Source organism: Pseudomonas sp. KB_12, assembly GCF_052114545.1.
Lineage (GTDB): Bacteria > Pseudomonadota > Gammaproteobacteria > Pseudomonadales > Pseudomonadaceae > Aquipseudomonas > Aquipseudomonas brassicacearum.
Genome location: NZ_JBFREY010000004.1, coordinates 1 through 12,185 on the forward strand (window position 1 = coordinate 1; position 12,185 = coordinate 12,185).

The following is a 12,185-nucleotide window of genomic DNA, read 5'->3' on the forward strand; positions in this document are numbered from 1 at the left end:
TCGCCTAGGCTCGGCATGCCCTCACTCCGGCATTGCTCCGTGGGCCGCCGCGAAGGGCCATCCATGGCCCAGCGCGGCTACCTCGGCATCCATGCCGAGGTGCCCACTGCGCAATGCCTGCGTTCGGCCATCGTGGTTAACGGGGCGCCGAGATCAACGTCCACCACGAGGCGGCCTAACAGCCGACCTGGTTCTTGATGGAGACCGCGTTCCCCCTGTGGGAGCAAAGCTTGCTCGCGAGGCGGCCTAACAGCCGACCTGATTCTTCCGGCCGTACCCCGATCCCATTGTGGGAGCGAGCTTGCTCGCGAAGGCGGCCTAACAGCCGCCCTGTCCCTGTCGGCTGTACTTCAATCCAACTGTGGGAGCGAGCCTGCTCGCGAAGGCGGCGGCACATTCAACATGGATGCAAGCAGACCCATCGCTATCGCGAGCAAGCTCGGCTCCCACAGGGATCGGCGGTGGACACGGATCTTATAAACGACCAAAAACCTGTGTGGGAGCGAGCTTGCTCGCGATGGCGGCCTGACAGCCGACCAGGATTGTGGGAATGGTCGGACAATCCTCCGGGTTGCAGCAGATTTTTCCGACGAGCTCTGGCGGTTGCCGGGTGGGAAGGGCTGTCGCTAGTCTTTTCCCGTCGCTGCAAATTCAGCGGCCGGGCTTGGAAACCCGATAAGTAGACGGCGCGAAAGCGCCCTTCATGACGTATGCTTGCGGTCGTTTTTTGACCATGCTTTCGTTATGGCGGCTGTGCGCGGGAGACCTTCGGGTCTGTCGGGCTCGTTTACCCCGGTTTTCCAACCTGCGTACGGCTGCCACCCCTCGCTTGGAAACGAACGTGGCAGCTCCAACCTGTAGACGGAGTGTCACCCTATGTTCAAAGCCACACCCAACCCCCCCCCCGAAACCGATCCCCAAGGACTTGATGAAGCCGCCAAGCGCGCCATCGACCATTATCTCGACCCCAAGCCTCAAGCCAAAAAGAAAAAGCCCTCAGGTCAACTGTTCACCGTCGTGGCCGGTGTCGACACCGAAAGCCTGCTGGCCAACCTCAGCGAAACTTTGGCCTCAGCCGATGCCATGGTCAGCGACCTTGCCTTCGACCTTAAAGGCTCGCGACGCCATGTTGCCCTTGGCATTCAGCAACTGATCGAGCTGGGCGCTTTATTGGCGAATCGGATGCTGGATAACGTCAATACACAACCTTGACCACACCGCGCGCAGAAGCGAGAAGGCTCGCTTCCACAATTGGACCGGGGTACGACCGGGAGAGCCAGGTCGGCTGTCAGGCCGCCTCGCGAGCAAGCTTTGCTCCCACAGATCTGATGGGTGTACGACCGGAAGAACCAGGTCGGCTATAAGGCCGCCTCGCGGTGGACGTTGATCTCGGCGCCCCGTTAACCACGCTGGCCGAACGCAGGCATTGCGCAGTGGGCAACCCGGCATGGATGCCGGGTTAGCCGCGCTGGGCCATGGATGGCCCTTCGCGGCGGGCCCACGGAGCAATGCCGGAGTGAGGGCACACCGAGCCTGAGCGAGGTGCCGAGTGGTGGGGCAGAGCGTTTTTGGTTACTTTTGGCGCTCTTTCCAAAAGTGACCCGCTGTAAGAGCGGAACCGCCAGCCGCCGTTACCGAAGAAACGGATATACACACCTTAAGCGAACAGCATTAGCCTCCCACAGGGAAACTGCGCTGATTTTTAGTCCCGCACCAGACTTTGCTCCCACCCCTACGCGCTGTAATCTCCCCGCCATTTCCCGGCCAAGGCTTCGATTACCCATGACCACCTCCCTCATCCGCATCGCCGCCGCCCTGTTGCTCGGGCCGGACGGGCGAACCCTGCTGGTGCGCAAGCGCGGCACCCGGGCCTTCATGCAGCCGGGCGGCAAGATCGAGGCCCATGAACAACCGGTGCAGGCGCTGGCCCGCGAGCTGGAAGAAGAGCTTGGGTTGCAGATCGACCCGGCACAGGCCCGTTACCTGGGCGTGTTCAGCGCGCCGGCGGCCAACGAACCGGGGTTTACCGTGCAGGCCGAGGTGTTTTTGCTGAGCATCGACGCCCCGGTTTCGCCGGCTGCCGAAATTGAAGAGGTGTGCTGGATCGACCCGGTCCTGGACAGCAATCTTTTGCTGGCACCGTTGACAGGCGAGGTGATCCTGCCGTTTTATCGAGCGACACTTCTCGCTACCTGCTGATTCACGCCTCAAGGACTGATGCTCATGATTCCATTGCCGGACCTGTTGATTTTCGCCGCCGCCGCGTTGCTGATGGTACTGACGCCCGGGCCGAACATGATCTACCTGATTTCCCGTTCGATCTGCCAGGGCCGCAAGGCCGGCGTCACCTCCCTGCTGGGGGTGGTGGCGGGGTTCTTCGTGCACATGTTCGCCGCGGCCGCCGGGTTGACGGCGGTGTTCCTGGCGGTGCCCGTGGCCTATGAAGTATTGAAATGGGCCGGTGCGCTGTACCTGTTGTGGCTGGCCTGGCAGGCCGTCAAGCCGGGCGCGCGTTCGCCTTTCGAGGCCCAGCAGTTGCCAGCGGACTCGACGCGCAAGTTGATCACCATGGGCTTTCTCACCAGCGCCCTGAACCCCAAGATCGCGGTGTTCTATCTGTCGGTGTTCCCGCAGTTCATCAGCCCGGAACACGGTTCGCTGTTCACCCAGAGCATCATCCTCGGGCTGACCCAGATCAGCGTCAGTTTCAGCGTCAACCTGTTGATCGCCCTGTTCGCTGCCGGAATTGCCTCGTGGTTCGTCCACAACCCGACCTGGCTGGCGGCGCAGCGCTACTTCATGGGGTTTGTCCTCGGTGCGCTGGCGTTGCGCCTGATGTTTGAGCAACGGCGTTCGGCGTGAGCATCCGACGGTTGAGGGCCGGCGATGCCCAGGCGTATCGCCAGCTGATGCTCCAGGCATACGCATTGCACCCGCAGGCCTTCACCTCCAGCGTCACCGAGCGGGCCAAGCTGCCTATCAACTGGTGGGAGTCACGCCTGGGCAGCCGGCTCGATGTGTTGTTGGGGGCGTTTGTCGAGCAAGAGCTGGTCGGCATCGTCGGCCTGGCCCTGGAGCCTCGGGAAAAAGCCCGACACAAGGCGCTGCTGTTCGGCATGTACGTCGCCGATGAACAGCGCCATCGCGGGCTCGGCTACCAACTGGTCCAAGCCGCCCTCGTCGAAGCCCGGCGCCATCCCTTCCTGCGTCTGGTGCAACTGACCGTCACCGCCGGCAACGAGCCGGCGCTCAAGCTCTACCAGCGTTGCGGCTTCGTCCTGTATGGCCTTGAGCCGATGGCGATCTGCGTGGGCGACGAATACCACGACAAAATCCATATGTGGCTCGAACTTTGAGCTGACCACTGATTTGAGTGATGGAGCTTTTGTGGCGAGGGAGCTTGCTCCCGCTGGGCTGCGCAGCAGACCCGTTTTGTGGCCGCTTCGCGCCCAAGCGGGAGCAAGCTCCCTCGCCACAAAAGCAGTCAGCGCACGGCACTGACCCCATCCAATGTCGAAAACGACGTGTCCTTGGCCGTCAGCAAAAAGTCGCGCATGTACGGCGCGTCGAGCATGTCGGTGCGCACCGCCGCGTACAGCGTGGCAAACAAGCCTTTCTCCCCCAGCCGCTTGGCCTTCACGTAGCCCCGCGAGCTGTATTCATGCAGGGCCCAGTGCGGCATGCCGCAGACGCCGCGACCGCTGGCCACCAGTTGCATCATCATCACCGTCAGTTCAGAGGTGCGCACCTGGGCCGGTTCGATGTCGGCCGGTTCCAGGAAACGGGTGAAGATGTCCAGCCGGTCGCGCTCCACCGGGTAGGTGATCAGGGTTTCGCTGATCAAGTCCTCGGGCACGATGTAGGGCTTGCCCGCCAGTCGATGCTGGTTGGCCACGGCGAGCATCGCTTCGTAGGTGAACAATGGCACGTAGGTGATGCCGGCCAGCTCCAGCGGGTCGGAGGTCACCACCAGGTCGAGGTCGCCCCGGGCCAGGGCTGGCAACGGCGCGAAGGCGAAGCCCGAGGCCAGGTCCAGTTCGACTTCCGGCCAGGCATCGCGGAACTGGTCGATGGTTGGCATCAACCACTGGAAGCAGCTATGGCACTCGATGGCCATGTGCAGCCGTCCGGCGGTGCCGCCAGCCAGGCGGGCGATGTCCCGTTCGGCGCCGCGCAGCAAGGGCAGGGCGGCATCGGCCAGTTGCAACAGGCGCAGGCCGGCGCTGGTGAACCGTACCGGCTTGGTCTTGCGCACGAACAACTGCATGCCCAGGCGCTCTTCCAGTTCCTTGAACTGGTGGGAGAGGGCGGACTGGGTCAGGTGCAGGCGTTCGGCGGCTTCGACCAGGCTGTCGGCTTCGCGCAGGGCGTGCAGGGTCTTGAGGTGACGGAGTTCAAGCACCGGAGTTGCTCCATGAGTAAAACTTGTGATCAACACGAAAAGGTTGAGTTTGTCTCATGCAGGGTCTGCTGTCGACAATGGCGCCATCTTTTACAGGAGGACGCACACCATGGCCCTGGCCCACACCCTCGGTTTCCCGCGCATCGGCGCCGACCGCGAACTGAAAAAAGCCCTCGAAGCCTACTGGAAGGGCGACCTGGCCCCGGCCGCGTTGCAGGCGGTGGGTCGCGAACTGCGGGCCCGGCACTGGCAATTGCAGAAAGACGCCGGCATCGACCTGCTGCCCGTCGGCGACTTTGCCTGGTACGACCAGGTGCTCAGCCACTCCTTGACCCTGGGCGCCGTGCCACAGCGTTTCCACAGCACCTTGAATGCCCAGGGCCGGCCGACCCTCGACACCCTGTTCGCCATGGCCCGTGGCGCCACGACCAGTTGCTGCGGTGCCGACCACGGCCAGGCGCAATACGCCCAGGAGCTGACCAAGTGGTTCGACACCAACTACCACTACCTGGTCCCGGAGTTTTCCGCCGACCAGACCTTCGCCCTGAGCTGGGAACAGTTGTTCGACGAAGTGGACGAGGCCCATGCCTTGGGTCATCAGGTCAAACCGGTGATCATCGGTCCGTTGACCTACTTGTGGCTGGGCAAGGCCAAGGGCGAGGCGTTCGACAAGCTCGACCTGCTGGAGCGCCTGCTGCCGGTCTACGGTGAGATCCTCAACCGCCTCAAGGCCCAGGGCGTGGAATGGGTGCAGATCGACGAACCGATCCTCACCCTGGACCTGCCACTGGCCTGGAAGAGCGCCTTCGAGCGGGCTTACCACATCCTCCAGTACTCGCCATTGAAAAAGCTCGTCGCCACCTATTTCAGTGGCCTGCAAGACAACCTCGGCCTGGCGGTGAGCCTGCCAGTGGACGGTTTGCACATCGACGCGGTACGTGACCCGGAACAACTGGGCCAAGTGCTGGACCGCCTGCCGACCTACAAGATTCTCTCGGTGGGCCTGGTCAACGGGCGCAACGTCTGGCGCTGCGAACTTGAACAGGCGCTGGCGCAATTGCAACCGGCCCAGGAGCGCTTTGGCGACAACCTCTGGGTCAGCACCTCGTGCTCGCTGTTGCACAGCCCGGTGGACCTGGAGCGCGAAGACCAGCTCGATCCGGAACTCAAGAGCTGGCTCGCCTTTGCCGTGCAGAAGTGTGGTGAAGTCGCGGTGCTGCGCGATGCCCTGAACGATCCACAGGCCCCCGCTGTGCAGCAGGCCTTGGCCGATAGCCGCGTGGTGCAGGCCAGTCGCGCCAGCTCGGCGCGCATTCACAAACCCGCGGTCCAGGCGCGCCTGGCGGCAATCGGGCCACAGGACAGCCAGCGGCGTTCGCCGTTTGCCAAACGCATCGAACGTCAGCGCGCCCGTCTGAAACTGCCGGCCTTTCCCACCACCACCATCGGCTCCTTCCCGCAGACCCCGGCGATTCGCCTGGCGCGCCAGGCCTACAAGCAAGGCAAGCTATCGGCCAATGACTATCAGGACGCCATGCACACCGAGATCCGCCATGCCGTGCAGATCCAGGAACGCCTGGGCCTGGACGTGCTGGTGCACGGTGAAGCCGAGCGCAACGACATGGTCGAATACTTCGCCGAGCAATTGGACGGCTACGTCTTCACCCGTTTCGGTTGGGTGCAGAGCTACGGTTCGCGCTGCGTGAAACCGGCGATCATCTATGGCGACATCAGTCGGCCGAGCGCCATGACCGTCGACTGGATCCGCTACGCGCAAAGCCTGACCGACAAGGTCATGAAAGGCATGCTCACCGGTCCCGTGACCATGCTGATGTGGTCGTTCCCCCGCGAAGACGTGTCGCGCCAGGTCCAGGCCCGACAACTGGCCCTGGCCCTGCGCGACGAAGTGCTGGACCTGGAAAAGGCCGGGATCAAGATTGTGCAGATCGACGAGGCAGCGTTTCGCGAAGGGTTGCCGCTGCGTCGCGGGCAATGGCAGGAGTACCTGGATTGGGCGGTTGACGCGTTCCGTTTGTGCGCGTCGGGGGTGGCTGATGAAACCCAGATCCATACCCACATGTGCTACAGCGAATTCAATGATGTGATCAAGGCCATCGCCGACATGGACGCCGATGTCATCACCATCGAGACCTCGCGTTCGGACATGGAATTGCTGGAGGCTTTCGAGGCGTTCGACTACCCGAACGACATTGGCCCGGGCGTCTACGACATCCACTCGCCACGGGTGCCGGACACGGCCGAGATGGTTGCGCTGATGAGCAAGGCGGTAAAACGGATCGCCGCCGAACGGCTGTGGATCAACCCCGACTGCGGGTTGAAAACCCGGGGCTGGCCGGAAACGGAAGCGGCACTGGTGAACATGGTGGCGGCGGCGCGGCAGTTGCGTAGCCAGCTGGCGTAGGAGCTGTCGAGCGAAGCGAGGCTGCGATCTTTTCCCAGGCAATTGAGTCATGAGTGAAAAAAACAGCAGATCAAGGTCAAAAGATCGCAGCCTTCGGCAGCTCCTACGCAATCTTCATCAAACTGTCACGCAACTGTGGCAGCGCGCTTGAACAAACTTCATCAGACTCGCGCTCTACTGGGGTTCTGCGTTTCGGTGTTTCTTCATGCGTGTATTCATTTTCCTGGCCGCGTTGTTTTTCGGCCTGCCGTCGATGGCGGCTTCTCGGTGTGACATCAATGTTGCGACCCAACGGGTCGATCTGGATCAGGTGAGCCTGGCCTACCAGAGCGTTGGCCGTGCCTCGGATCCGGCGCTGTTGCTGGTGATGGGCCTGGGTGGGCAGTTGATCCATTGGCCGGACGAAGTGGTGGTCGCCCTGTGCGAGCAAGGTTTCCGAGTGATTCGCTACGACAACCGCGACGTCGGCCTGTCCACCTGGCGCCAGGCCCCCGGCAGCGCCAACCTGACCTTCGAAGCCCTGCGCTATAAACTCGGCTTGCCCGTGGCCGCGCCGTATACCTTGACCGACATGGCCGACGACGGGCTGGGGCTGATGGACGCCTTGCAGGTGCAAAGCTTCCACGTATTGGGCGTGAGCATGGGCGGGATGATCGCCCAGCACATGGCCGCGATGGCGCCGCAGCGGGTCGAAAGCCTGACCCTGATCATGACCAGTTCCGGGGCCGAAGGCTTGCCCGCACCCAGCGCCGCGCTGGTGCAGTTGCTGTCGCGGCGCAGTGCGCCGGATCGTGAAGCGGCCCTGCAGCAGCAGGCCGATCTGCTGGCCGCGTTGGGCAGCCCGATGGTGGTGGATGATCGCCAGGTGCTGCTGCATCAGGCCGCCGTGGCCTATGACCGGGCCTTCAACCCCGAAGGCGTGAAGCGCCAGATCATGGCGATCATGGCCGAGCCGAGTCGGGTGGCACTGCTCAATCAACTGCGGGTGCCGACGCTGGTGGTCCACGGCACCGCCGACCCTTTGCTGCCGGTGATGCACGGCGTGCATCTGGCGGCGCATATCCAGGGCAGCCAGTTGAAGCTGATCCCGGGCCTGGCCCATCGTTTCCAGGAGGCGTTCAAGGCGCCATTGCTGGGGGCCGTGTTGCCGTATCTGCAGCAGCACCGCGAGGACACGTCGCACTGGGCGCAGATCGAGCCGGTGCAGGCGCCTAATCTGCTCTGATAACCCTGATGGCTTGAGGCCTGCCCGGCTTTTGTGGCGAGGGAGCTTGCTTCCGCTGGGCCTGTAGGAGCTGTCGAGCGAAGCGAGGCTGCGATCTTTCCCCTGGCAATTGAATCAAGAGCGAAAGATCAAGATCAAAAGATCGCAGCCTTCGGCAGCTCCTACAGTGCAACCCAAGCGGGAGCAAGCTCCCTCGCCACAGTTTCATTCACCCTTGAAGGGGGCAGTTGCTACCGCGCCCGTGCCTGCTCCACCAACCACCCCATCAACTCCTGCAACGGCCCTGACACCTGGGGTTTGTGCGGATGCACCAGGTGATAACCCAGCCCGGTTTTGACCTTCAGTTCGAACGGCATCACCAGCCGGCCGGCGCTCAGGTCGTCACCGATCAGCGACCAGTCGCCAATCGCCACGCCCGTGCCTTGGGAAGCCATGGACATCGCCAGGTCCAGGGTTTCGAAATGCTGGCCCTTGCTGACATTGCTCAAGTGCACAGCGGCTGCCTTCAGCCAGGCGTTCCAGTCGCGCTCGTCACGGGTGGGGTGCAACAGCAGGTGTTGTTGCAGGTCGGCGGGTTCACGCAGCGGCACCGGGCCTTCCAGGATCGTGCGGGAGCAGACGGGCGTCAGTTGTTCATCGAACAGATGCACGCACGCCAGCGAGGCGTCGGGTGGTGGGCCATAGACCACCGCGGCGTCGAAGGCTTCGCGCTGGAAATCCACGCCGTGCCTGACCGTGGTGGTCAATTCCACCGGCACGTCCGGCCGTTCCTTCTGCCATTGCAACAGGCGCGGCAGCAGCCAGCGCATCACGCAGGTCGGGGCCTTGAGTTGCAGGGTCTGGCGTTTTTCGCCGACCTGTTCGACCGCGTCCCCGATCAGGCTGAACACCTGCTGCACCCGGGGTAGCCACGCCTGGCCTTCGGCGGTCAGGCTCAGGCCGCGTGCCTGGCGCTGGAACAGCGCATAACCCAGGTGATCTTCCAGCCCGGCGATCTGCCGGCTCACCGCGCCCTGGGTGATGTGCAGTTGTTCGGCGGCCCGGGTGAAGTTGCAGTATTGGGCCGTGATCAGAAACGTATGCAGCGCCGGCAGCGGGGGAAGTCGTTTCATTTCGGATCCCAGCCATGACGTGAAGACATGGCTAGTATGACTTTTTATCCGTTGTTGCCGCTATGGCCTGCCCGTTCCAATAACGCCATTCCCAAGACAAAAAAGGGTCCCGCCGCAGGCTGTGCGAGGCCCTTTACACGACAAGAAAAAGGCAATGGCAATGGCGACGTGCGGCGAAGTATTGGTCAAGTTGCTCCAAGCGTATGGCGTGGAGCAGGTGTTCGGCATTCCTGGCGTGCACACCGTCGAGTTGTACCGCGGGCTGGCCCGTTCCAGCATCCGCCATGTGACGCCGCGTCATGAACAGGGCGCAGGTTTCATGGCCGACGGTTACGCCCGGGTCAGCGGCAAGCCCGGCGTGTGTTTCATCATCACCGGCCCCGGCATGACCAACATCACCACCGCCATGGGCCAGGCCTACGCCGATTCGATCCCGATGCTGGTGATCTCCAGCGTGCAGTCGCGCAGCCAGTTGGGCGGCGGGCGCGGCAAGTTGCATGAACTGCCGAACCAGGCTGTATTGGTGGGCGGTGTCGCGGCGTTTTCCCACACGCTGATGTCCGCCGCTGAATTGCCCAGCGTGCTGGCCCGGGCGTTTGCCGTGTTCCAGGCTGGGCGCCCGCGGCCGGTGCACATTGAAATCCCGTTGGATGTTCTGGTTGAAGACGCCGATGCCTTGCTCGCCAGCGTGCCGGTGAACATCAACCGCGCCGGTGCTGCGCCGAGTGCCGTGGCGCAAATGGCTGCAAGGCTGGCATTGGCCAAGCGGCCATTGATCCTGGCCGGTGGCGGCGCCCTCGACGCGGCGGCCGAATTGACCGAACTGGCCGAACGTCTTGGCGCGCCAGTGGCGTTGACCATCAATGCCAAGGGCCTGTTGCCGTCCCTGCATCCGTTGCTGATCGGCTCCACGCAGAGCCTGGTCGCCACTCGCGCGTTGGTGGCTGAGGCGGATGTGGTGCTGGCTATCGGCACCGAACTGGCCGAGACCGACTACGACATTACCTTTGCCGGCGGCTTCGAGATCCCCGGTGCGCTGCTGCGCATCGACATCGACGCGGACCAGACCGTGCGCAACTACCCGCCGCATCTGGCGCTGGTGGCCGACGCCCGTGTCGCCGCCCGGGCCTTGCTTGATGAGCTGGACCGGCAACCCTTGGCCGAGCGCCGCGCCGATTGGGGAGCGACGCGTGCCGCCCGGTTGCGCGCGGATCTTCAAGGCAGTTGGGACGAGGCGACCCGCGCCCAGACCTTGTTTCTCGACACCGTCTTGCAAGCGCTACCGGAGGCGGTGTTCGTCGGCGATTCGACCCAACCGGTGTACACCGGCAACCTGACCTTCAACCCGGAGCAGACACGCCGCTGGTTCAATTCATCCACCGGCTACGGCACCCTCGGCTACGCCTTGCCGGCGGCCATTGGCGCCTGGCTTGGTGGCAAGGACCAGGGCCATGGTCGCCCGGCGGTGGTGTGTTTGATTGGCGACGGCGGGTTGCAGTTCACCCTGCCGGAACTGGCCAGCGCCGTGGAAGCGCGCACGCCAGTCATCGTGCTGCTGTGGAATAACCAGGGCTACGAAGAGATCAAGAAATACATGGTCAACCGCGCCATCGAACCGGTGGGCGTGGACATCTACACCCCGGATTTCATCGGCGTCGCCAAGGCCTTGGGCTGCGCTGCCGAAGCCATTGATGATGTGCCGTCACTGTGTGCCGCGTTGCTTGCGGCCCGTGATCGGCAGGGGCCGACATTGATTGAGATCGATCAGGGGGGTTGGACATCGAAGTGCTGAGGTGTTTTTACTGGCCTCATCGCGAGCAAGCTCGCTCCCACAATAGATTGTTGTGAACAGGGAGCCCCTGTGGGAGCGAGCTTGCTCGCGATGGGGCCGGCAAACGCTACACAAACCCCAGGCTCAAACAGTCATCCGCAACCGCGCCAGATCCCGTAACGGCGGCGCGCCGAACAACCGGCTGTACTCGCGGCTGAACTGCGAAGGGCTTTCATAACCCACCCGATACCCCGCCGCCGAGGCTTCCAGCCCTTCGGCGAGCATCAGCCGGCGGGCTTCCTGCAGGCGCAGTTGCTTCTGGTATTGCAGCGGGCTCATGGCGGTCATGGCCTTGAAGCGGTGATGCAGGGTCGAGACGCTGAGGTTCACTTCCCGGGCCAGGTCATCGATGCGCAGCGGCTGTTCGAAATGGCCGTTGAGCCATTTGATCGCCTGGCTGATGCGATGGCTCTGACTGTTGGCGATAGCGATTTCGTACAGCCGATAGCCCTGGGGACTGCGCAGCAGACGATAGAGGATTTCCCGGCGAACCAGCGGGGCGAGCATGGCGATGTCTTTCGGTGTATCGAGCAACCGCGCCAGGCGCAGTACGGCGTCGAGCATCGGCGTGTCCAGGCGTTCGACGTACAGCCCACGCCCGGCGGGGCGGGTCGGCACGCCCAAGGGGCCGGCATCGGCGATCAACGCGGTGATTTCCGCCGGGTCGATGTCCAGGCGCAGTGCCAGGATCGGCTGCTCGGGCGAAACGTCGGCAATGCAACCACTCAACGGCATCGAGACCGAGACCACCAGGTAATGGAGTGGGTCGTAGTTGAACAACTCATCCGCCAGGCGCACCTGTTTGCTGCCCTGGGCCATGATGCACAGCGCCGGTTGTGCCAACACCGGAGCGAACTTATGCGGCTGGCTGTGCCGTGACAGATTCAGCGAGCCGATGGCCGTGGCGTAGCTGCCGTCTTCGCTGGTGTTGCGGTCGATGATCGACGCCAGTTCGGCGCGCTGTTGTTCCAGGTACGTGTCCAGCGGGACGTGGGCGTGGTCGAGTGGCGACATGCCGGGATCCTCAGGCGATAGGGAGCGATGAACAAAAGCTTATGTTTGTGCAAGGCGCAGCGATAGCAACATCCTGTTGAAAGCTTGCCTGATCCTGCACGGCGCAAGGGGCCATGACGCTGCAATGCTGTGGAAACTTGCTTGAAACCTTTTGTTTCAACTTCCCGGGTTTCGACCGG

At 63.2% G+C, this 12,185-nt stretch carries 11 protein-coding genes; 8 read left to right on the forward strand and 3 right to left on the reverse strand.

What is annotated here, in order from left to right; genetic code table 11:
* The 5 genes from AB4Z20_RS03085 to AB4Z20_RS03105 form a co-directional block, all read left to right on the forward strand.
* The coding region (locus tag AB4Z20_RS03085) for a hypothetical protein (protein WP_442089323.1) at positions 1-198 on the forward strand (198 nt) is incomplete at its 5' end.
* Positions 199-876: 678 nt separating this feature from the next.
* On the forward strand, positions 877-1,212 hold the full coding sequence (locus tag AB4Z20_RS03090) for a DUF6124 family protein (RefSeq protein ID WP_442089324.1): 336 nt from the start codon (positions 877-879) through the stop codon (positions 1,210-1,212).
* A gap of 570 nt (positions 1,213-1,782) precedes the next feature.
* A complete protein-coding gene (locus AB4Z20_RS03095) occupies positions 1,783-2,199 on the forward strand; it encodes an NUDIX hydrolase (RefSeq protein ID WP_253477659.1) in 417 nt (138 codons plus the stop codon).
* A 24-nt stretch (positions 2,200-2,223) separates the two neighbouring features.
* The gene (locus tag AB4Z20_RS03100; RefSeq protein ID WP_013694135.1) at positions 2,224-2,862 is read left to right on the forward strand and encodes a LysE family translocator; all 639 of its coding nucleotides are present in this window, start codon (positions 2,224-2,226) and stop codon (positions 2,860-2,862) included.
* Entirely contained in the window at positions 2,859-3,356 is a 498-nt protein-coding gene (locus tag AB4Z20_RS03105; protein WP_442089325.1) for a GNAT family N-acetyltransferase, read from the forward strand. Before AB4Z20_RS03100 ends, AB4Z20_RS03105 begins: the two co-directional genes overlap by 4 nt.
* A gap of 128 nt (positions 3,357-3,484) precedes the next feature.
* Here AB4Z20_RS03105 and metR read toward each other — a convergent pair whose 3' ends face one another.
* Entirely contained in the window at positions 3,485-4,402 is a 918-nt protein-coding gene (gene metR, locus AB4Z20_RS03110) for a transcriptional regulator MetR (protein ID WP_058546066.1), read from the reverse strand.
* 109 nt (positions 4,403-4,511) lie between these two features.
* On the opposite strand from metR, the gene metE reads away from it, so the two are divergent.
* The gene (metE, locus tag AB4Z20_RS03115) at positions 4,512-6,824 is read left to right on the forward strand and encodes a 5-methyltetrahydropteroyltriglutamate--homocysteine S-methyltransferase (RefSeq protein WP_442089326.1); all 2,313 of its coding nucleotides are present in this window, start codon (positions 4,512-4,514) and stop codon (positions 6,822-6,824) included.
* 205 nt (positions 6,825-7,029) lie between these two features.
* Positions 7,030-8,049 (forward strand): alpha/beta fold hydrolase, encoded by a 1,020-nt coding sequence (locus AB4Z20_RS03120; protein WP_214509379.1) that lies wholly within the window; start codon positions 7,030-7,032, stop codon positions 8,047-8,049.
* A gap of 230 nt (positions 8,050-8,279) precedes the next feature.
* On the opposite strand, the gene AB4Z20_RS03125 is transcribed toward AB4Z20_RS03120, so the two are convergent.
* A complete protein-coding gene (locus tag AB4Z20_RS03125) occupies positions 8,280-9,161 on the reverse strand; it encodes a LysR substrate-binding domain-containing protein (RefSeq protein WP_442089327.1) in 882 nt (293 codons plus the stop codon).
* A 160-nt stretch (positions 9,162-9,321) separates the two neighbouring features.
* Here AB4Z20_RS03125 and AB4Z20_RS03130 point away from each other — a divergent pair, with 160 nt between their 5' ends.
* Positions 9,322-10,953: a 5-guanidino-2-oxopentanoate decarboxylase gene (locus AB4Z20_RS03130; RefSeq protein WP_442089366.1), complete on the forward strand. Its 1,632-nt coding sequence runs from the start codon at positions 9,322-9,324 to the stop codon at positions 10,951-10,953.
* Positions 10,954-11,076: 123 nt separating this feature from the next.
* On the opposite strand, the gene AB4Z20_RS03135 is transcribed toward AB4Z20_RS03130, so the two are convergent.
* Positions 11,077-12,006 carry an AraC family transcriptional regulator gene (locus AB4Z20_RS03135; RefSeq protein WP_063324576.1) on the reverse strand — a complete coding sequence of 310 codons (930 nt, stop codon included), beginning with the start codon at positions 12,004-12,006 and terminating at the stop codon, positions 11,077-11,079.
* Between the last annotated feature and the right edge of the window lie 179 nt (positions 12,007-12,185).